The sequence below is a fragment of the Streptomyces sp. NPDC050388 genome (assembly GCF_040655635.1).
Classification (GTDB): domain Bacteria; phylum Actinomycetota; class Actinomycetes; order Streptomycetales; family Streptomycetaceae; genus Streptomyces.
Genome location: NZ_JBFAKH010000045.1, coordinates 43,331 through 62,558, shown reverse-complemented (window position 1 = coordinate 62,558; position 19,228 = coordinate 43,331). Strand labels below are relative to the sequence as shown.

Annotated in this window: 20 protein-coding genes; 4 read left to right on the top strand and 16 right to left on the bottom strand. The window is 70.9% G+C overall.

The window, feature by feature from the left end:
- The first annotated feature begins 339 nt into the window (after window positions 1–339).
- A complete protein-coding gene (locus AB0I73_RS24815; protein ID WP_363040760.1) occupies window positions 340–1,419 on the top strand; it encodes a MerR family transcriptional regulator in 1,080 nt (359 codons plus the stop codon).
- Between the two features lie 105 nt (window positions 1,420–1,524).
- On the opposite strand, the gene rox is transcribed toward AB0I73_RS24815, so the two are convergent.
- The 6 genes from rox to AB0I73_RS24785 form a co-directional block, all read right to left on the bottom strand.
- Window positions 1,525–3,015: a rifampin monooxygenase gene (rox, locus tag AB0I73_RS24810; RefSeq protein WP_363040764.1), complete on the bottom strand. Its 1,491-nt coding sequence runs from the start codon at window positions 3,013–3,015 to the stop codon at window positions 1,525–1,527.
- Window positions 3,016–3,306: 291 nt separating this feature from the next.
- Window positions 3,307–4,347, bottom strand: a complete 1,041-nt coding sequence (locus AB0I73_RS24805; protein ID WP_363040758.1) for a vWA domain-containing protein — start codon at window positions 4,345–4,347, stop codon at window positions 3,307–3,309.
- Window positions 4,348–4,517: 170 nt separating this feature from the next.
- A complete protein-coding gene (locus AB0I73_RS24800; protein ID WP_363040756.1) occupies window positions 4,518–6,707 on the bottom strand; it encodes an aminoglycoside phosphotransferase family protein in 2,190 nt (729 codons plus the stop codon).
- A gap of 279 nt (window positions 6,708–6,986) precedes the next feature.
- On the bottom strand, window positions 6,987–7,334 hold the full coding sequence (locus tag AB0I73_RS24795; RefSeq protein ID WP_363040754.1) for a hypothetical protein: 348 nt from the start codon (window positions 7,332–7,334) through the stop codon (window positions 6,987–6,989).
- Window positions 7,335–7,451: 117 nt separating this feature from the next.
- Window positions 7,452–8,285 carry an HAD family hydrolase gene (locus AB0I73_RS24790; RefSeq protein WP_363040752.1) on the bottom strand — a complete coding sequence of 278 codons (834 nt, stop codon included), beginning with the start codon at window positions 8,283–8,285 and terminating at the stop codon, window positions 7,452–7,454.
- Entirely contained in the window at window positions 8,231–9,115 is an 885-nt protein-coding gene (locus tag AB0I73_RS24785) for a GntR family transcriptional regulator (RefSeq protein WP_363040750.1), read from the bottom strand. The genes AB0I73_RS24790 and AB0I73_RS24785 overlap by 55 nt, the downstream gene beginning before the upstream one ends.
- Before the next feature lie 163 nt (window positions 9,116–9,278).
- On the opposite strand from AB0I73_RS24785, the gene AB0I73_RS24780 reads away from it, so the two are divergent.
- Window positions 9,279–9,467 (top strand): hypothetical protein, encoded by a 189-nt coding sequence (locus AB0I73_RS24780; RefSeq protein ID WP_363040748.1) that lies wholly within the window; start codon window positions 9,279–9,281, stop codon window positions 9,465–9,467.
- Window positions 9,468–9,494: 27 nt separating this feature from the next.
- On the opposite strand, the gene AB0I73_RS24775 is transcribed toward AB0I73_RS24780, so the two are convergent.
- From AB0I73_RS24775 to AB0I73_RS24765, 3 genes are all read right to left on the bottom strand, one after another.
- Window positions 9,495–10,400 carry a winged helix-turn-helix domain-containing protein gene (locus tag AB0I73_RS24775; protein ID WP_363040746.1) on the bottom strand — a complete coding sequence of 302 codons (906 nt, stop codon included), beginning with the start codon at window positions 10,398–10,400 and terminating at the stop codon, window positions 9,495–9,497.
- Between the two features lie 346 nt (window positions 10,401–10,746).
- Window positions 10,747–12,018, bottom strand: a complete 1,272-nt coding sequence (locus AB0I73_RS24770) for a GNAT family N-acetyltransferase (protein ID WP_363040744.1) — start codon at window positions 12,016–12,018, stop codon at window positions 10,747–10,749.
- Window positions 12,019–12,097: 79 nt separating this feature from the next.
- Window positions 12,098–12,886, bottom strand: coding sequence for a hypothetical protein (locus AB0I73_RS24765; RefSeq protein ID WP_363040742.1), 789 nt, complete (start codon window positions 12,884–12,886; stop codon window positions 12,098–12,100).
- A 177-nt stretch (window positions 12,887–13,063) separates the two neighbouring features.
- Here AB0I73_RS24765 and dtd point away from each other — a divergent pair, with 177 nt between their 5' ends.
- Window positions 13,064–13,489: a D-aminoacyl-tRNA deacylase gene (dtd, locus tag AB0I73_RS24760; RefSeq protein ID WP_109379231.1), complete on the top strand. Its 426-nt coding sequence runs from the start codon at window positions 13,064–13,066 to the stop codon at window positions 13,487–13,489.
- A gap of 47 nt (window positions 13,490–13,536) precedes the next feature.
- Here the strand turns inward: dtd and AB0I73_RS24755 are convergent, their stop codons facing one another.
- From AB0I73_RS24755 to AB0I73_RS24730, 6 genes are all read right to left on the bottom strand, one after another.
- Window positions 13,537–14,502, bottom strand: a complete 966-nt coding sequence (locus AB0I73_RS24755) for a folate-binding protein (RefSeq protein WP_363040740.1) — start codon at window positions 14,500–14,502, stop codon at window positions 13,537–13,539.
- 9 nt (window positions 14,503–14,511) lie between these two features.
- Entirely contained in the window at window positions 14,512–14,949 is a 438-nt protein-coding gene (locus AB0I73_RS24750) for a transcriptional repressor (RefSeq protein ID WP_109379229.1), read from the bottom strand.
- A gap of 53 nt (window positions 14,950–15,002) precedes the next feature.
- Complete coding sequence (locus tag AB0I73_RS24745) at window positions 15,003–15,578, bottom strand: FABP family protein (protein WP_363040738.1); 576 nt, start codon at window positions 15,576–15,578, stop codon at window positions 15,003–15,005.
- A gap of 238 nt (window positions 15,579–15,816) precedes the next feature.
- Window positions 15,817–16,671 carry a hypothetical protein gene (locus tag AB0I73_RS24740; RefSeq protein WP_363040736.1) on the bottom strand — a complete coding sequence of 285 codons (855 nt, stop codon included), beginning with the start codon at window positions 16,669–16,671 and terminating at the stop codon, window positions 15,817–15,819.
- Window positions 16,668–17,621 (bottom strand): hypothetical protein, encoded by a 954-nt coding sequence (locus AB0I73_RS24735; protein WP_363040734.1) that lies wholly within the window; start codon window positions 17,619–17,621, stop codon window positions 16,668–16,670. The genes AB0I73_RS24740 and AB0I73_RS24735 overlap by 4 nt, the downstream gene beginning before the upstream one ends.
- Window positions 17,618–18,298 carry a hypothetical protein gene (locus tag AB0I73_RS24730; protein WP_363040732.1) on the bottom strand — a complete coding sequence of 227 codons (681 nt, stop codon included), beginning with the start codon at window positions 18,296–18,298 and terminating at the stop codon, window positions 17,618–17,620. The genes AB0I73_RS24735 and AB0I73_RS24730 overlap by 4 nt, the downstream gene beginning before the upstream one ends.
- 245 nt (window positions 18,299–18,543) lie before the next feature.
- On the opposite strand from AB0I73_RS24730, the gene AB0I73_RS24725 reads away from it, so the two are divergent.
- Window positions 18,544–18,906 carry a DsrE family protein gene (locus AB0I73_RS24725; protein WP_042174837.1) on the top strand — a complete coding sequence of 121 codons (363 nt, stop codon included), beginning with the start codon at window positions 18,544–18,546 and terminating at the stop codon, window positions 18,904–18,906.
- 21 nt (window positions 18,907–18,927) lie between these two features.
- Here AB0I73_RS24725 and AB0I73_RS24720 read toward each other — a convergent pair whose 3' ends face one another.
- Window positions 18,928–19,197, bottom strand: coding sequence for a DUF3099 domain-containing protein (locus tag AB0I73_RS24720; protein WP_363040729.1), 270 nt, complete (start codon window positions 19,195–19,197; stop codon window positions 18,928–18,930).
- Window positions 19,198–19,228: the final 31 nt, after the last annotated feature.

The window sequence follows — 19,228 nt, the reverse complement described above, 5'->3', positions numbered from 1 at the left end:
CATCACGGCCCGTCCCGGTGGGGAGAGGGACTTGTACGTAGCCCTGACCCGGGCCACCAAGCGCCTCTGCACCGTCACCGTCCAGCCCGCCTGACAAATCGGGCGCCCGCCTCGTCGCCGCGGGCGCACGATGGGACAGCAGGTGGGTTTCGGCTGAATGCCTCAGATCGAGCGAGACCGGCAGCATCTCTGCGTCTCGCTCAATCTGAGGCACCGCAGGTCAGAGCTTCGTCATGCCTCACTTTGAGCGAGACGGGACAACACGGTTGACCCTCACCTTGGGGGAAGCCGCAGCATCGGTGGGGCCGGGCGAGGTGCCCGGCCTGAGGAGGAGCGAGCATGGGGCTGCTGACCATCGGGGCGTTCGCGAAGGTGTCCCGACTGTCGCCGAAGGCACTGCGCCTGTACGACGAACTCGGCCTGCTGACCCCCGCACGGGTCGACCCGGTGACCGGCTACCGCTACTACGCACCGGAACAACTGGACCGGGCCCGACTGGTCGCCTGGCTCCGGCGCCTGGGCATGCCCCTCGCCCGCATCCAGCACGTCTGCACGCTGGAGGCGGGCCCGGCGGCCCAGGAGATCCGCGCGTTCCGGGCCCAGGTCGAGGCCGACACCGCGGCACGGCGGGACCTGGCCACCTTCCTCATCGACCATCTCTCCGGGAAGGACCCCGCCATGCCCCCGACCACCGAGCCCCTGGGAATCCGTTACGCCGCACTGTCCGACACGGGCCTGGTCCGCGAGAACAACCAGGACACCGCCTACGCCGGCTCCCGCCTGCTCGCCGTCGCCGACGGCTACGGCAGTCGGGGAGCCGTCGCGAGCGCGGCCGCCGTCGACGCGCTCAAGCCCCTCGAAACCGACGGCATCCCGGCGGGCCCTCTCCTCAACGTCCTCGAGGACGCGATCGACCGGGCCGAGCACGCGGTGCACGGCGTCACCGGGAACGGCCCCTCCCCCGAAGAGGCCGGCACCACACTCACCGCGATGCTCTGGACCGGCTCCCGGCTGGCCCTCGTCCACATCGGCGACTCCCGGGCGTACCTCCTGCGCGACGGGGAGCTGTCCCTGATCACCCACGACCACACCGTGGTGCAGTCGATGGTCGACGAAGGACGCCTCAGCCCGGAAGAGGCCGCCTCCCACCCCCAGCGGTCGCTGCTGATACGGGCCCTGGGCCGGGGAGCCGATGCCACCCCCGACATGCGCCTGCACGACGCCCGGCGGGGCGACCGGTACCTGCTCTGCTCCGACGGTCTGCAGGCCGTCGTGCCGACCGAGGAGATCCACCGGGTGCTCTCCGGGACCGGGGAACCCGAGCGGGTGGTCCGCGAACTCATCGCCCTCGCCAACGGCTCCGGCGGCCCCGACAACGTCAGTTGCCTGGTCGCCGATGTCGTGGCGCTCCAGCAGTGAGCGGCGAGGGCACGCACGTCGAGTTGCACCGGATCCGCTCCCGGGAACTCATCCGTGAAACCGACGCGTACCGGCTCGCGCGACACGTCGGGAAGGCCCGGCGATTCAGACGGTGGGGGCGCCGAACCACCGGGGCAGGCGGCTGAGGAGGTCCTGCTGGTCGTCGCCGGCCCATGCCACGTGGCCGTCCGGCCGCAGCAGCACCGCGGGGACGTCCAGGTCCTCGCCGTCGTCGACGACGGCGAGGACGTGGTCGACGCGGTCGGCCCAGCCCGCCACCGAGAGCCGGCCGGTCCGGTCGAGCAGCAGTCCGCGGCCGCCGTGCATCAGCTCGTAGAGGCGGCCCTGCTTCAGCCGCACGTCCCGCATCCGCCGGCCGAGCAGTTCGTGTCCCTCGCCGAAGTCGTAGCGGACTCCGGTCGCGGTGATCATTTCGGTGACGTACCGGTTCACCTCCTCGAAGTCCATCAGCTTCGAGAGCAGTTCCCGCAGCGCGGTCGCGCCCGGATCGGTTCCCAGCAGCGCGATCTGCGCGCGGGTGTTGTCCAGCACGGCCGCGCCGACCGGGTGCCGTTCGGCGTGGTAGCTGTCCAGCAGTCCTTCCGGTGCCCAGCCGGCCACCGCGGCGGCCAGCTTCCAACCGAGGTTGAAGGCGTCCTGGATGCCGAGGTTGAGGCCCTGCCCGCCGGTCGGCGGGTGGATGTGCGCCGCGTCGCCGGCCAGCAGCACCCGGCCGACCCGGTAGCGCTCGGCCTGCCGGGTGGCGTCGCCGAACCGGGACAGCCAGCGCGGGGAGTGCACGCCGAAGTCGGTGCCCGCGCAGGCCCGCAGCCGCTGCTTGAACTCCTCGAGGGTCGGCGCGCTCGCACCGTCCTCGGCCACGCCGTCGGCGGGCACGATGACGCGGAAGACGCCCTCCTTCCCGTCGTCGTTGGGGATGACGCCGAACCGCAGCTGGGTCTTGCGGACCTCCGCGACGACGGCGGCGACCGTCTCCGGGTCCTCGGTCATCTCCATGTCGCCCAGCAGCGTCTCGACCGTGGCGGGCTCGCCGGGGAAACCGACGCCGAGCCGCTTGCGCACCACACTGCGGCCCCCGTCGCAGCCGACGAGGTAGCGGGCGCGCAGCCGCGCGCCTCCCCCTCCCCCGGCGGCCACGCCCCCACGGCCGGGGAGACCCCCACTGGCCAATTCGACGGTCACCCCGTCCTCGTCCTGGCTCAGGCCGACCACTTCGCAGCCGCGCCGGATCTCGGCACCGAGCTCGAGGGCACGCTCGCCCAGCAGCCGCTCGGTGACCGGTTGCAGGGTGGAGAGGCCGTACGGGTGAGCCGTGTCCAACCGGTCCGGCCACGGCTTCATGATGCCGCCGAAGAAACCACCGACCTGGAACTTCTCACTGACCGCGAGGAACCGGTCCAGCAGGCCGCGCTGGTCCATCATCTCGACGCTGCGCGTGTGCAGGCCACGACCGCGTGACTGCTCGGTCGGCTCGGTCAGTCTCTCCAGTACGACCACACGCACGCCGTGCAGCCGCAGCTCGCCCGCCAGCATCAAGCCGGTCGGCCCGCCGCCGACCACGATCACGTCGATCACGTCGTTGACGTCGTTGACGTCCGTCACGGAAACCCCCAGAACGATGTCGATTGCCGGCCGGCTCTCCGCGTCGCGCTGCGGGCCCCGCACGGGACGAAAGAGCACGCACTTCGCGAACACCTGATTTCCCCAGGTTCCGGCCTCGGGCGACGATTCTGCGTCACGACCCGGGTCTTGCCGCAAGCCCCCCGGTGCGCTATACGTTGAGAGTGGCGAGGAGTGGGCGAACCTCCTTGCCTTTTCCTTTGTCGGCGGCCTTTTCCTTCGTCGGCGCTCTTTACTCGACCGGCCTCAGAGCATCAGCAGCAGCCGCGTGTTCGCCACGAGCTTCCGGTTCACGCTGGTGCTCTGCACGAAGATCGTGAAGTCGTCGTTGTGGTCCGGCTTGACGCGGACCTCCATGTCCGGCAGGCCGAGCAGGGCGCGGGCCTCGGGCCCCGTGTACACCCGGTCCGTCTTCTTCTCCAGCACCGCGATCTGCTTCTGCGCCTGGACCTTCTCCGACTTGCTCAGCTGGTAGAACGCACCACCGGTGCGGTAGGCGTGCCCGCATTCGATGACCCACTCCCGGATTCCCGCGTCACGGGCCACCGGGATCAGCTGGTACTTCGACGGATCCACCGGGGCGAGGCCGGCCGCCTTGATGGTGTCCTTGTTGACCGCGTCCGCGCCCGTGGAGAACACCGCCCGCGATCCCCGGATGCCCTGGGTGCGGCCCACCATGAACTTCTCGGTGGCCTGCTGGATGACCTGCCCGGCCTCCTCCAGCCCCTGGGTGCTCGTGGCGTCCCAGATGGCGATGTTGTCCTTCGGGAAACCGCACTGCATGGCCTCGCGCTTGCCCATCTGGTCCGGCACGAGGACGGCCAGCGTCCAGTTGTCCTCCTGTGTCTGGAACATCTCGGCCACGGCCCCTATCAGCTCACGCTGGTCCCTGGCAGGGGCGTCCGGGCAGCGATGGCTCGCGTTCTCCTGCCCGTCGGTGAGGACGAACGTCAGGAAGCTGTGGTCGCCGTACAGTTGGGCCGTCTGCGCCAGCTCCCGCTGGGACTTCAGCGCGGCCGCCAGCAGAGCCGTCATCCCCCCGACCCGGTACATCTGCCGCAGCGACGGCATCCGCAGCACGTCCTTGTCGTAGATGACGCACTCCACCGTGTCGGCGAAGACGTACACCGTGACACGGGTCTCCTGGTCCAGCTCCCTCGACCGGCGGGCGAGGTACGCGATCTGCTGGTCGGCGACTTCGACGACCTTGCCGCTCAGGTGCGACATGGACGAACTGGCATCCAGGACAAGGGCGACGTGGTTGATGTAGTTCTGGGTTCCGGACATGACAGATCCCCCTCTTTCCGGCTTTCCGGCTTTCCGGCTTTCCGGCTTTCCGGCTCGATGGTCCTACCGTCTCACCCACCACTGACAATCGGCCTCGGCTTCCGGACCGGAGGAAGGGCCCACCCGACCAGGGGCGCAGCCGGGACGCGGCACTCCCGTTCCGCAGCCGGCTACACCAGGGCGCGCGCCAGATACGGGTTGGCGGTGGTGCGGACGGGCAGGCCCAGGGAGCCGGTGGCGGCGGCCAGGGTGACCGCGTAGGAGCCCACCGCGCGCTGGACGTCGGGGGCGTCCAGGCTCGCGCCGGTCACCATCCGGTCGAGGTCGATGTAGGCGGAGCGCACGATCTCCAGCCGGCGGTACACCTGCCAGTCCTTCCGCCAGTCACGGGTGTACTCGGACGGCAGCCCGCGTTCCCAGCGGCGGAACATCCGCTCGCGGATCTCCGGCCGGGTGGGCGTCAGGTGCATGTGGCGCACCAGGTCGTAGAGCGGGTCGCCGACCAGGGCCATCTCCCAGTCGATGAGGGTCAGCGCGAAGGCGTCGTCCCTGCGGACCAGGTTCCACGGGTTGAGATCGCCGTGCAGCAGGGAGAGCTCTCGGTGGCTCACCTCGTGGCGGGAGAGGATCTGGCGGAGGCGGGCCGCGTCCGGCAGTCCCAGATGCCGCGCCAATAGCTGCGAGTTCCTGGGCAGTTCGGCCACCAGGGTGACCAGTTGGTCTTTCAGCCGGCGGTGGAAGCCCCGCTCCCCGGCCAACGGATCGAGCTGTTTGAAGTCCACCAGGGTCAGGGCGCAGAGCTGGTCCACGAGGCCGTCCGCCTCATGCGGCAGCAGGCCGTCCACCGGGTGCTCCGGGGGGCGGTCGACGTCGTCCGGCCCCTCGTAGGTGTGGATGGCGAAGGGGTCGTCCGGGTGGCTGACGCCCAGTGCCAGGGCCCTCGGCGCGGCCACGGCGACGGGCGCGTCCGCGATGGCCCGCAGGACGGCGTGCTCGCTGAGGAAACTGCGTTCCCGGCGGCACGCCTCGGGCCATCTCCGCCGGACGACCACGGGACGGGTCGAGCCCGGCACCCGCACCACGGTGTTGAGGTGCGCGGTCCCCTTGAACACGCGGCCCGCCGGCGCGGCCCCCTCCACCGCCAGGGCCTCGCGCACCGCGGACCCGGGGAAGTCGTCGGGCGGGTCGAGGCGCCGGTCCCCCTCCCAGTTCAGGGCCGGGGCGATCACGCCGCGACCGCCCCGGCCGTGCTCGCCGCGGGACGCCAGCCAGCGGAGCAGGGCGCTCTCGATCTCCCGCTCCCCGGGCACGTTCCCGAGCCGCAGCGGCCGGGCGGCCGCCTCGAGCGCCCTGCGCACCTGGGCCGTGGCCTCGTCCAGGCCCTTCTGGGTGAACGATTCCGCCAGGGACCGCGCCGCCCTCATCACATCGGGGTACACGCTCTGCGCCCGTTCGAAGGCCAGGTAGTGACGCAGGTCCCTGCCCAGGCCGTTGACGGCGGCCGGCCGGACCTCCCGCATGGCGTCCGCCCAGGTGTCGACCACCTCGGGCCGTTGGTGGCTCGGGTACCGCATCCGCACCAGATGGGTCGCGAGGTCGTGCAGGGGGTCGCCGTAGGTCGCGAGCTCCCAGTCGACGCAGACGAGGGGCGGGTCGCCGCCGTACGACACGATGAGATTGTCGCGGTGCAGGTCCGCGTGGAGCAGGCCGTACGGCCGCCGGGCCATGGCGGGGATCCGCCCGGCCAGCCCGGTCAGGGCGTCCTCGGGAATGCCGAGGGCCACGAACAGGCCCCCGAACGTGGACCAGTTGGGCCGTCTGATCTGCTGGTCCGCCAGGTGGGCCAGCGTCCGGAGGAATCCCTGGCCGTCCGTCTCGTCGCGGGGCCAGACGGACGGCAGCAGAGGCAGCGTGTCGCGCCGCACCCGGGCCGTCTGGGCCAGCAGCCCCGCCAGCGCCTTCATGAGCAGGGTGTCGACCGGTTTGTCGTTCGCGCAGACGCTGGAGAGCGGTACGCCCTCCGCATAACTGTGGATCGCGAAGCCTTCCCCCTTGGCCAGGCACCGGGGCACGTGCGGGAGGGCTCCCTTGATGGCGCCGAGGATCTCCTCCTCGTTCTGCCAGGTTCTGATCACCACCGGCAGCGCCTCGGTGCGCCGGACCCGCACGGTGACGGACGTACCGACGTCGCGGCCCAGTGGTTTCGCCATGGCCGGTGTGACCGGTACGACGTAGTTCTGGTTGTGGTGTCCGCTGATCGACCGTCCCTCCCGCACGGCCAGGTCGACGAAGGCGCGGTATCCGGGGTCGGGCGCGGGGCGCTCCCCGGGGGCGGGACGGGGAAGCGAAGGTGCGCCCACTGACCACTCCGGAGGTGCGAGGGAGTCACGACATGGCAAACGGTAAGCGTGAGGCCGATGTCGCGCGCGCTGGACGCACGCGACGGAGTGGCACGCGTACCCGTACGCACCAGGTGGTGTGTCACCGCGCTGCGTGAGGACGCGTGAGCTCGTTCGGGATCGGCTGGTCAGCCTCTTGGTACGAACGTCGAAGAGCGTTTGCTCAGTCGGTGCGGGCATGCTACAGCAAGCCGACCGGGGCCCCGCTCGCTCGTCGCCGCACGACACCGGCACGTCGGCTCACGCATCGGTGGAGAGCAGTTCCCCCACCGGGTCGTACCACTGCCGCACGCTGTCCACGAAGACCGTGCCGGAAGACGTGGGGTCCTCGTCCTTCACGTGGTGGGTGAGAGTGGCACCGAGCCCCAGGACGTCGAGGGCCGTGATGATCTCGCCGGATTCCAGCTCCATCGGCCGTTCCACCACCTCGTACATCCCGTGCAGGGCCTCGACGGCGTTGAACGGACAGAGCTTGAAGGCGGGGATCAGCGGCGCGTGCCGGATCCGGACGCCGACCGACGGCGCCGGTCCCTCCGTCTGCAGGTCCCGCAGTGCTCCTTGGAGCGAGACGGTGTACCACTCGGTCATGGTCCGCAGCCGCTGCCTCAGCCGTGGGTCGTTCCTGTCGTCCTCGCCCCCGGGGCAGCGGGCCCGGCGGGACGGGCTCGCGGTGGGGGCGGCCGTGGTGCCGGCCCTGCTGGGGGTTCAGGCCTGAGGGTTGGAGCGGATGTGTTCGAGCACGGGTTCCAGTGAGGACAGGATCGTGGTGGCGCCCGCGTCCCGCAGCACCTTTTCCTTCCGCTCGTTGCGGGCGTAGCCGACGAAGGGCACGCCGGCCGCCTTCGCGGCGTACAGGTCGGAGGGGGTGTCGCCGATCATCAGGGCGGAGTCCGGGGCCGCGTCCATGGCGTTCAGGGCGCGGTTGACGCAGTGGGGGTCCGGTTTGAGCAGGCTGAGCTGCCGGGTGCGGCCGTAGACGTGGGGGGCGAAGCAGCCGAGGAGGTCGCGGTCGGCGAGGTACCTGCGGACCACGCGGGGGGAGTTGTTCGTGGTGACGGCCAGTCGGGAGCCCGCCGCGGTCCAGGTGCGGATCAGCGGGTCGGCGTAGGGGGTGGGCAACGCCGAGGAGGTGGCCCGCAGTTCCTCCTCGGTGAGCCGTGCCTCCAACTCCTCCACCAGGTCGCTGCCCGGGTGCCGGCGGTCCACGGCGCGGAGCACCACGTGCGGGTCCAGGGACTCGCGTTCGGCCTCCGTCAGCAGGCCGTGCAGGCCCCGCCCCTCCAGCCGGTCGACGAGCACCTTCGCCACCCGCTGCGCCGAGTGGCCCGCGAACAGTCGGCAGACAGGGCCGTCGAAGTCCCACAGCACCGCACGGGCGCCCCCGATCAGATCGTTCAGCTCGCTCGGATCGTTCGGATCCGTGGAAGGCTTCCGGTCCCTCTCGGGCTCGTGTGTCACCGGATCGGTCCGCGTCGCATCAGAAGTCACCAGGAGAGTGTCAGGTCCGTCGTGATGGTTTCCCAGAGGGCGTCGAACCACTTCTGCGATTCCTCCACGAACGCCTGGTCCCGTTGCCCGGCCTGTCTGGCGAAGAGGAAGAGCAGGGACTGGGAGCCGAGGGCGTCGTACATGTCCAGGGTCTGGGTGCCCCACTCCTCCTCGCGCCTGGCGAGCATGTAGTACCCGAGGAGTGCCTCCTGCCCGTTGAGCAGGTAGAGCTTCACCGGCGGGGTGAAGGGCAGGGCCCGGAAGGAGACGCGGACGTCGATGCCGTGGGTGTGGCGGACTGCCTGCAGGTTGTGCTGGAGCACCTGGGCCTGTGCGTTGCGCATCTGCAACCACCGCTCGTGCACCGGGTCGCCGCCCTCGGCGTCCTCGGCGACCAGGACGGGGAAGGCCAGGTTGATCTTCCGGGACGGCAGGAGGACACGGAACTCGATCGACTCGGGGCGGAGCGTGCCCTCATGGATCAGCCGCACGGGTTCACCGAGGGCGACCATCAGGGTCTCGGACGTGTGGCACACGACGTCGATACGGACGTGCGCCGCCGAGAAGGCCTCGGTGAGGCGGGGGGCCAGGCCGACCATGGTCCGCTGGGGTTCCTCGGGGACCGAGGTCGGTACGGCGACCCGGGGCGGGCTGCCCTTGCTGACGTTGCTCAGGAGGCCGTCCTCCCGAAGGACGCGCAGGGCCTGACGGACGACGCCGCGCTCCACGCCGAACTCCACGGCGAGCTCGGCCTGGGTGGGCAGGCGCTCGCCGACCTTGAGCTCCCCGGCGCGGATGCGTTCGCGCAGGGTGTCGGCGATCTCCTGGGGCGTTTTCCTCTTGTCACCGTTCACTGCGACGTTCTCCTGGGTCACGACCAAACGCTACAACTTTGATCCATCTATGGGGAGTTGTTTGGAAGTTGTTTATAGATGCCTGCCAAGTGGGGACAACTTAGCTAGAGTTGGTTGCCAACTTGGGCAACTCGACCGGGTTGGCGGAAGTTCCTCTTCCGCCGCCGGGGAAGCCCGAAGGGGGAATTCCGTGCCTGTCCTCGCCCTCATCTCCGCGGTGGTCGTCATCACCGTCGAGCAGTACGTCGAATGGAAGTACGGCATCGCCGGCATCGTCGGCCTGCTGCTGCTCACCGCGGGCATCAAGGCCAAAAGCCCCGGTGTCAGCTCCGCGGGAGCGGTCCTGCTCGCCCTGCTGGTGGCGCGGCCCGCCCTGTGAGCCGCCGGCGCCCACGGCCGGAAGACGTCAGCTGGTGAGCACCAGCTCCGAACTGATCGTCTTCCACAGTGCGTCGAACCACAGGCGGGACTGCTCCACGAAGGCGGCGTCCCGTGTCCCGGCGCCCTGATCGAAGCCGAACAGCACGGACCGGACGCCCTGCGCGTCGTACGTCTGAAAGTTCTCCTGGTCGATCTGCGCCTCGCTGCGTGCCAGCGTGTAGTAGGCGAACAGCGCCTCCTGCCCGTTGAGCAGGTAGAGCTTCACCGGCGGGGTGAAGGGCAGGGCCCGGAAGGAGACGCGGACGTCGATGCCGTGGGTGGCGCGCAGGGCGAGCAGGTTGTGCCGGAGCACCTGGCCCTGGGCGTTGCGCATCGCCAACCACCGCTCGTGCACGGCGTGGTCGTCGCCGCGGTTCTCCACCGCCACCGGGAAGGCGAGGTCGATGTCCCGGCTGGGCAGCAGGACACGGACGTCGACCTTGGCCGGTTTCAGTCGCCCGGCGTGGATCTGGCGCAGCGGTGCGCCGATCGCGAGGGTGAGGGATATGGCGGTCAGGCAGACGGCGTCGATCTCGACGCGCTCGGCCGCGAACGCGGCGGCGATACGGGGCGCCAGGGCCACCGTGGTGGGCTGCGGCGGTGCTCCGGGGCCGGTCGGCGCGCTGCCGGGGTCGACGGCGACGGTCGCGGGGGCGCCCTTGGAGGCATCGGTGAGGAGCCTCTCGGACCGCAGGACGCGCAGCGCCTGGCGCACGGTACCGCGCTCGACGCCGAACTCCTCGGCGAGCCGGGCCTGGGTGGGCATGCGTTGGCCAGGGCTCAGCTCCCCGGACTTGATCCGGGCGCGCAACGCGTCGGCCACCTCGCGATGTGCCCTCTGTGGCCGCTGTGACCTCTTCCGTCCATTGACGGGGGCGTATTCCGGGTCCACGACCGAACCCTACAACTTCGCGCCATCTTTGGGCAGTTCAGGGAAAGGTGGTTATGAGCCGGTTCCAAGCGGAGATAACTGAAGAGAAGTTGGTCGCCAACTTGGGCGACCTGGTCGAACCTCTTGGGAGGTTGGCTCCCCACGGCGACCGTCGGGAGCACTTCTCGAGGAGCCGGCCGGGCTTCTCTCCTGGAGGGGAGCCGGGAACCCGGCCGGTCAGCACCACGGCGCGGCATCGCGACAACCACAACTGAACAGCAAGCAGCTACGGATGACGGCCCGACACCCGCCGTCGGCAGACAGGCCGGCCGGAGGAGGGAAAGGGGGAGAGCAGCAGCAGAAGTGCTCAGAAGAGGTCCGGGCACCACGGGCGCCTGGACGTACGCAGCAGGGCGTCGGCCTGACGGGCGGCGCCCGCTCGTTCTTCCCGCACCCGGCCCAGCGCCGCCAGCCGCACCGCCGACTCGTCGCCCAGCCACAGCGCCGCCAACTCGGCGACGTCCAGCGTGAGATCGGCGTCCGCCGTGGTCGCCGCGCAGACTCCGGTCCCGTCCGCCGAGGCCTCCAGCCGGTAGCGGCCACCGGCCGGCCCCGCGCCGTCCGCCACCTCCAGCACCAGCGTCCCCGCCGCGCCGTACGTCCGGGCCTCCAGCGCCCGTACGACGTCCAGCACGCGCACCCACAGCCAGTCCGTCTGGGTCGTCACGGCTGCCGCGCGCGGGTCCGGCAGGAAGGACGGGAGCAGGTCGTCGGGGGCCCGCCAGCCGCTCTTCACCTTCACGATCCAGTCGATCGAGCACAGGTAGTGCCACAGCGCGCGCTCCGCGGCCGGGCTCACCGCGAGCAGCCAGTTCACCCGCGCCGTGTTCTGCGGCTGCATGGCGTCGCCCCAGTTGTCGTCCGCCTTGTAGGAGACCATGCCCTCGACCTCGCCGTCCGCCGAGCGGTACACGGCGAAGTAGGGCTCGGTCCAGGTCGGGCGGTGGCTCAGGGCGCCGGTGGCGAACTTCCACCACTGCTCCGTACGGCTGACGGCACCCGGCTGGGCCACCCGCAGCCGCTCGTGCAGCTCCGGGCCGAGCTTGCGCACGTCCTCGGCGTCCACGAGGTCGACGCGTCCACCGTCCCCGGGACCCGCCCAGCGCGGGTCGAGGCCGCTGCGCGGGACGTCGACGGTCCACTCGGTCATCCAGGTGGCGGGGCCGAAGCCGTACCGGCCGTAGATCGGGTACTCGGCGGCGATGAGCGTCGCGACGACGTCCCCGCGCTCCTTCGCGGCGGCGAGGTCCTGGGCCATCATGCGGGTCAGCAGGCCGCGCCGGCGGTGGGTGGGGCTGACCGTGACGTTCGATATGGCGTCGGCGGGCACGACGGCGCCGCCGACGGCGGTGAGCTCCTGGGCGAAGGAGCGGAGCGTCGCGACACACCGGCCGCCGTCGAAGGCCCCCAGCGACCGGCCCGGCTGGAACTCCGGGCGCCGCGCGTCGAGTTCCTCCCGGGTGGGAGTGGGCTCGCGCAGGAACCCGGTGTTCAACGCCCGGTTCCAGTCCGCGAACTCGGTCTCGGTGATCGGGCGTACGTCGATGTCGGCACGGGAGGCGTCGGCGCTGGAGGTCATGCGTTCACGGTAGATCGCGCCCGGGCGGGGTGTCGCGCACTTTTCCGCCCGTCCGACCGCCTGCCCCGGCGCCCCCGCCTCACCCGAGCAGGTCGTCGACCTGGGCCTCCCCCTCGCGGTACCGGCGTGCGATCTCCGCGCCGCAGTCGTCCGCGGTGCGCTGCAACCCCTGCCGCCGCCGGGAGACCTGCTCCTCGTACCGCACGAGCCGGCCCATCGCGGCGCGCAGTTCCCCGTCCGTACGCGCTCCCAGGTCCGAGAGCTCCACCTCGGCGAGCATCTCCGCCGCCAGCCGCCGGGACTCCTCGCTGCGCGGGGTGCCCAGGGTCACGTGGCGGGCGGAGGAACGGTGGCGGGTCGGCGTGTCCCGCAGGATCTCCGGAAGCCGCTCCACCACGGACGCCTCCACCGGCGCGACGACCGGTACCGCGCCCCCGCCGTATGCGCCCCCGCCGGACGCGCCCCCGCCGGACGCGCCCCCGCCGGACGCGCCCCCGCCGGACGCGCCCCCGCCGGACGCGCCCGCGTCGGACGTGCCCCCGCCGGCACCGACACCCACCGGCCCGTCCACCGGCGTACGCCGGGCCAGTTCCGCCCGCAGGATGTCGATGCGCCCCTGGAGCAGCCGCCGCACATAGCTGAGGTCGGCCTCGTCGCGCTGCGCGTCACGGCGCAGCGCGCGCAGGTCGGGCAGGCTGCGCGCGATCAGCTCGGGCTCCGGTGCCGGATCGGGTTCCCATGTCGGACTGTCCGTGCGCTGGGCGGGCGGACGGTGGAAATCGTGTTCCCCGAGGCGTTCCCCGACCCCCACTCCGATCGACGCCGACAGGACAGGGCCGGGCTGCTGCCCGGTTCCTGGTGTGCTCATGTGCCTCAACCGTCCCCTCGACCGGTGTGTGCCAGCATCGTGCCACCCCTGGCGGCCGCTATGTGACCGAGTGCCCCTGATCCACCCCAGATGGGGGGTAAGGAGTAAAAATAGCCCGACCGGGGCCTCGCGCGGGCCGACGTCGGTCATCCGTTCGCCGACCGGCATGATGGACGTATGCGTGCGGTGGTGCAGAGGGTGGACGGCGCGAGCGTCGTCGTGGACGGCGAGACGGTGGGGGCGATCGAGGGCGAGGGACTGTGTGTCCTCGTCGGCGTCACCCATGAGGACACCAAGGAGAAGGCGGCCCAGCTGGCCCGCAAGCTCTGGTCGGTCCGGATCCTCCAGGACGAGAAGTCGTGCAGCGACATCGACGCGCCGCTCCTGGTGATCAGCCAGTTCACCCTTTACGGCGATGCCCGCAAGGGCCGTCGCCCCACCTGGAGCGCCGCGGCCCCCGGGGACGTCGCCGAACCCCTCGTCGACGAGGTGGTGGCCCGGCTGCGTTCCCTGGGCGCGACGGTGGCGACGGGCCGCTTCGGCGCGCAGATGCGGGTGTCGCTGACCAACGACGGCCCGTTCACCGTCCTGCTGGAGGTCTGACCCCCGGGCCCTCGGACACCCGGGCCCTCGGGCCGAAGACCCGGCGCTCAGGGCTCGACCACGGTCTCCTGCGCCGCCGCCGTGTCCCCGGCCATCAGGCGGGCGTCGACGGGGACGTTCCGCTTGATCAGCGCGAGGGCGACCGGGCCCAGCTCGTGGTGGCGTACGGACGTGGTGACGAAGCCGATCTTGCGCCCGTCCGGCCCGTCGTCGGCGAGCCGGATGTCGGTGCCGGCCGGCGGCAGGTGGACCTCGCTGCCGTCCAAGTGCAGGAAGACCAGCCTGCGCGGCGGCTTGCCCAGGTTCTGGACCCGGGCGACCGTCTCCTGGCCCCGGTAGCAGCCCTTCTGCAGGTGCACCGCACCGCCGATCCAGCCCAGCTCGTGCGGGATGGTGCGGTGGTCGGTCTCGAAACCGAGCCGCGGGCGGTGCTGCTCGACCCGCAGCGACTCGTGGGCGAGGATGCCGGCGGGCGGCCCCGCCTTCTCCGCGAACGACTCCAGGTCGGCGCGGGGCAGGAACAGGTCACGGCCGTACGGCGTCTCCCGGACGACCACGCCCTCGGGCACCTCCGCTATGGAACCGGCCGGCAGGTGCACCACCGCGAAGTCGGCGGTGCGGTCGGCGACCTCGACCCGGTAGAAGAACTTCATCGACTCCAGGTAGGCGATCAGCGCGTCCTGGGTGCCGGGCTCGATGTGGGCCCAGACCGTCTCGCCGTCGTCGACCAGGTAGAGCGCGTGCTCGATGTGGCCGTTCGCGGAGAGGATCAGCGCCTCGGTGGCCTGGTGCGGCGGGAGGTCGCTGACGTGCTGGGTGAGCAGCAGATGCAGCCAGCTCAGTCGTTCCGCCCCGGAGACGGTGACGATCCCGCGGTGGGACAGGTCGACGAAGCCGGTGCCGTCGGCGAGGGCGCGCTGCTCGCGGAACAGGTCGCCGTAGTGCGCGGCCACGCCTTCGTCCACGCCCTCGGCGGGGACGGCGCCGGACAGGTTCAGCAGGGGGCTCTTCATACCCCCAGCCTACGACTCGGTAGTTGAACGCTTCAGGGAGCAGTCCTCGCAGCGGCCGAAGATCGCGAAGTGCTTCATGTCCGTGTCGAAACCGAACATGTCGCGCAGCTTCGCCGTGAACTCGGCGGCCACCTCCACATCCGCCTCGATCACGTTGGTGCAGTCACGGCAGACGAGGTGGATGTGGTGGTGCCGGTCGGCGAGGTGGTAGGTCGGGGCGCCGTGCCCGAGGTGGGCGTGGCTGACCAGACCCAGTTCCTCCAGGAGCTCCAGCGTGCGGTAGACGGTGGAGATGTTGACCCCCGACGCCGTCTTGCGCACTTCCACGAGGATGTCGTCGGGGGTCGCGTGCTCCAGCGTGTCGACGGCTTCGAGCACGAGTTGGCGTTGCGGCGTCAGCCGGTAGCCGCGCTGCCTGAGGTCGCTCTTCCAGTCGGTGCTCACCACACCACGAGTCTAGGACGTGGAGCCCGGAACCCGGGGCCGTGCGGCCCGGGAGCTCACTTGAAGAAGGCGATTCCGTCGTCCGGCATGTCGTCGGGCAGGGCCTTGGCCCAGCGCTCGACGTCCTCCGGGGTGACGACCTTCTTCAGGTGTGCCGACATGTAGGGACGCAGCTCGACCTCGGGGGTCTGCTTCTCACCGACCCACATCAGGTCGCTCTTGACGTAGCCGTACAGCCGCTTGCCGCCGCTGTAGGGGTCGGCGGCGGCGGTGCGCGCCACCGCGTCCGTCACCAGGTCGATCTGCGGCTTCTGGTCGGCCAGCTCGCCGTACCAGATCTCGATGACGCCGTCGTCGCGGGTCATCGTCACCTCGACCTTGCGGGCGGCGTCGATCCGCCAGAAGCCGTGCTCGGACTCCAGGGGCCGGACCTTGTTGCCGTCTCCGTCGAGCACCCAGGTGTGGGAGCTGTACTCCAGGAAGTCCCGGCCGTCGTGGGTGAAGGAGACCTCCTGCCCGAAGTTGCACTTCTCGGCGCCGGGGAAGTCGTGCACCCCGGCGCCCGCCCAGTCGCCGAGCAGGAAGGCGAGCGGCACGAGGTCCTTGTGGAGGTCGGACGGGATCTCGATCATCAGTGACAGTTCCTGGACGTGGGCGGTCAGCGCTGGCCCTGGTACAGCTTCTTCACGGCCAGCCCGGCGAAGGCGAGGACGCCGACGCAGACCAGAGCCAACAGGGCTGAGAAGAAGATCTCCACGGGTGCTCCTTGAGCGGGTGCGGTGCGGTTCGTGTACACAGGTCCGGCCCCCAGCTTACGCGGCCGGGACCCGGCCCTCCGTATGAGGTGCGCCTCCACGCCCCCTCGCCGGGTCAGCTCAGCAGCCGGCTCTGCAGGACCACTGTCTGCTGGAAGGGCACGGCCCGGGCGCCGCCCTTGCGGGACTGGACGACGAGGACCAGGGTGTCGCCGAAGCCGAGGTAGGCGTGACGGACCTGTTCGGCGCCGTACGGTGCCGCCTCGACGTAGGACATCCAGTGAGCCCCGTCGGCCCGCGCCGGTCTCGGGTAGTTCTCGTCGAACTGGGACTCGTCGGTGCCGCGCAGCCGGTACTTGGGGCTGCTGGCCGGGGTCAGGCCGTCCTGGAACAGCGAGTCGACGACGGCAGCTGTGTCGAATCGCAGCAGGTAGATCCGGGTCCTGGTGCCGTCCTCCGTGGTCCAGCCGCGGGCCGCGATGTGCCGCAGACCGCGGTCGACGAGTTCTTGCCGGAACTCGTCCCGGTCCTCCGCGACCGCGTACTCCGACAGGAAGACCCCGGTGTCCAGCCAGCCGTCCTCGCCCCGCAGCGTCGCGTCGCCCTTCGCGCCTTCGGGCGCCGGGAGCACGAGTTCGCGCAGGTCGACGTGGTGGGTGCCCGCCCTGTTCGACTCGGCGAGCGGTCCGGGGCTGCCGGAGGGCAGCGGCGGCCTGGTGAGCTCGGGGTAGTCCCAGCGCCCGTCCGACTCGGTCGCGAGCCCCGGTACGTCGGTGCGCTCCATGCGCGTGATGCCGTATGCGGTGGACGTGCCGACGGCGGCGAAGACGGCGACGGCGGCGGTCCAGCGCAGCACGGCGCGCAGCACGCGGCGGTCCTTCGCGGCAGCGGGCCCGGCCTGGGGTTCTTCGGGGGCCGGGGGCTCCGAGGGATCCGAGGGAGGCGGTGTGAGGACGTGCTGCTCGGTCATACCGACTCCCCCGGCTCGGTGATCCGGTCGAGCTGTTCACGGAGCAGCATCGCGGCCTCCTTGGTCTTGAGTGGGGCGGCGCCGTCGGTGATCGCGGTGACCAGCACGTTGCCGACGTGGGCGACGCAGTACATGGTCTCCAGCTCCACCTCGTCGTCCTTCGGCGGCAGGAAGCAGTGGGCGTTCTTGTGGCCCTTGATCTTCGGGCCGTCGCGGAAGACGTCCATGGCGTCCAGGAACTCGCTCTGGAACCGTGCCGTCTCCCGGACGGCAGAACGGTTCTCCATCTGTGCGAGCTCGATGCTCATGGTGAAGACGTCTTCCGCGGGTCCCCAGCGCACGACGTCACCGGTGACGTAACTGCGCATCGCCAGGCCCGTGATGCGCTGCCGGTCGATCGCCTTCTCCAGTTGCCTGCGCTGGGTACGCGGCATTCCCTGCAGCCGCTCCTTGCGCAGGGCCGTGGCCTGCTCCCCGCTGAGCACGGCGTCGGCGCCGAACGTCCCGAGGTCGGGGCCGCGCTCGTACCCCTTGCTCCCGTAGGGCACGAGCATGCCGGCGAGACCGGTCGGAGCGGCCTTCTTCCCGTCGGCCGCCTCGGCCTCGTCGAGGTCCCAGGTGGGGGCGCCCGGGTCACGGTCGGCGTTCTCGACGGTGACGACGGTGTAGCCGGCCCCGCCGAGGACGACGGCGGCCAACAGCACGCTCCCGGCCACGGCGGCGATCCGACCGCGGCGCGGGCGCTTCTTCGTCGGCGCGGGTTCGGATGCGGGACCGGGCCCGGCGTCCGGTTCAGGCACGGCGTCCGGTTCGGTCGTGGACTCGGGGGCGGGCACGGCCTCCTCGAGGGCGGGCACGGCCTCGGGGTCGGGGGCCGACCCTGCCGCGACCGCGTCCGTCGGCCTCGGCTCGTCCGAGGAAGCGTCAGCCGGGGTGGGGTTCTCGCTCACAGCCGCTCCATCTGGCGCTCGGCAAGGCCGAGGATCTCCTTCTTGGAGATCCGCTCGGTGTCCGTGACCCATATCTCCATGTGGATGTCACCACGCCAGGCGTGCGCCTCGGCTCTGTACACGGGTAGATAGCCGGGCTCGGAGTCGGGCCGGGTGTAGACGTACGCCATCCCGCCGCCGGTGCCGGGTATGTCCCAGCTGTCCACGCCGTCCTCGCTTTCGGTCCAGTACTGGGCGCCCTCGGCGTAGTCGGCGGCGGCGGGGACCTCCTCCTGGCGGTACTGCACCAGCCGGATCTCCACGGAGGTGTCCCCCTTGCTCCAGCCGGTCACAGCCGCGCGCCGGAACTCGTCGGCGAGCAGTTCACCGAAGGTCTCGTCGGGATCCTCGAACATGGACGCGTAGTCGGCCAGCCTCATCCAGCCGTCGTCGCCCATGAGGAACTCGTCGTCCTTGGCTCCGCGCGGCTTCTTCAGCAACAGCTTGCGGAGGTCGCCGTCGGTCTTCACCCGGCGGTCCTGCGCCGCCGACAACGGCGCGGGCGCCTGCCCCTTCTCCTGCGTCAGCACCGGCTGCGCCGGTGACGGCAGCGCGGTGGGCTCGCGGTCGGCCTGGACGAGATAACCGGTACAGGTACCGGCGACGACGCCCAGTACGGCAGCGGCGGCGATCAGCAACGTCGTACGGCCGCGGGGACGGGAGCGTGGACGGACCGCCGCGCCGGACCCGGCAGGCTCCGCGTCCGCACCCGCTTCATCCGGTTTCGGCGGCCCGACCTCCTCGGCGGTCCTGGGGCCCCCCGGTCTTTCTGGATCTTCCACAATGTCCCCTCAGAACGAGAAGAGCGCGTCCCATGGCGCGCTCTCACAGAGGACTCGTGGGCCACACAAGTAGTTGTAGGCAACAGGATTACGATTCAGCCATGGCGAAGAAGCTTGTGATCAAGGTGACCGCGGGGGCCGACGCCCCCGAACGCTGCTCGCAGGCGTTCACGGTGGCGGCGGTGGCCGTGGCGAGCGGGGTCGATGTCTCCCTGTGGCTCACCGGCGAGTCCGCGTGGTTCGCGCTGCCGGGCCGTGCCGCGGAGTTCGAGTTGCCGCACGCGGCCCCGCTGCCCGACCTGCTGGACTCGATCGTCGCGGGGGGACGTCTCACCCTGTGCACGCAGTGCGCGGCCCGCCGGGACATCACGGAGAAGGACGTCATCGAGGGCGTACGGATCGCGGGCGCGCAGGTGTTCGTGCAGGAGGCGCTGGCGGACGACACACAGGCACTCGTGTACTGAGAAGCCGCGCCTGTCGGCCCCTCAGCGGGGCGGCCGCGGTCCCTTCTTGCCGTCCAGTTCGTCCCACCATTCGTCGGACTGAGGATCGCCGGAGGGGTCGTCCCACCAGCGGTCCTCGGGGCCGCGCCGGTTGGCGATCACCGCGGCGACCGGCGGGATGACCATGGCCACCACGCACATGCCCACGGCCGCCGGCACCGACCACAGCCGCACGACGCCCCAGGCCAGGACGAACAACGCGATGCACGTCCCCATCATGGCGAAGTAGACATGACGCCTGCGCGCGTACATGTCTCCAGCCTAGAACCGAACGGCGCGAAGG

What these genes read in the sequence shown, in the direction of transcription:
- AB0I73_RS24725 (WP_042174837.1), top strand. Translation starts at nt 18,544, where the DNA reads ATGGCGAAGAAGCTTGTGATCAAGGTGACCGCGGGGGCCGACGCCCCC.
- AB0I73_RS24765 (WP_363040742.1), bottom strand. Translation starts at nt 12,886, where the DNA reads ATGAGCACACCAGGAACCGGGCAGCAGCCCGGCCCTGTCCTGTCGGCG.
- AB0I73_RS24745 (WP_363040738.1), bottom strand. Translation starts at nt 15,578, where the DNA reads ATGATCGAGATCCCGTCCGACCTCCACAAGGACCTCGTGCCGCTCGCC.
- AB0I73_RS24795 (WP_363040754.1), bottom strand. Translation starts at nt 7,334, where the DNA reads ATGACCGAGTGGTACACCGTCTCGCTCCAAGGAGCACTGCGGGACCTG.
- AB0I73_RS24805 (WP_363040758.1), bottom strand. Translation starts at nt 4,347, where the DNA reads ATGTCCGGAACCCAGAACTACATCAACCACGTCGCCCTTGTCCTGGAT.
- dtd (WP_109379231.1), top strand. Translation starts at nt 13,064, where the DNA reads ATGCGTGCGGTGGTGCAGAGGGTGGACGGCGCGAGCGTCGTCGTGGAC.
- AB0I73_RS24720 (WP_363040729.1), bottom strand. Translation starts at nt 19,197, where the DNA reads ATGTACGCGCGCAGGCGTCATGTCTACTTCGCCATGATGGGGACGTGC.
- AB0I73_RS24755 (WP_363040740.1), bottom strand. Translation starts at nt 14,502, where the DNA reads ATGAAGAGCCCCCTGCTGAACCTGTCCGGCGCCGTCCCCGCCGAGGGC.
- AB0I73_RS24740 (WP_363040736.1), bottom strand. Translation starts at nt 16,671, where the DNA reads ATGACCGAGCAGCACGTCCTCACACCGCCTCCCTCGGATCCCTCGGAG.
- AB0I73_RS24770 (WP_363040744.1), bottom strand. Translation starts at nt 12,018, where the DNA reads ATGACCTCCAGCGCCGACGCCTCCCGTGCCGACATCGACGTACGCCCG.
- AB0I73_RS24815 (WP_363040760.1), top strand. Translation starts at nt 340, where the DNA reads ATGGGGCTGCTGACCATCGGGGCGTTCGCGAAGGTGTCCCGACTGTCG.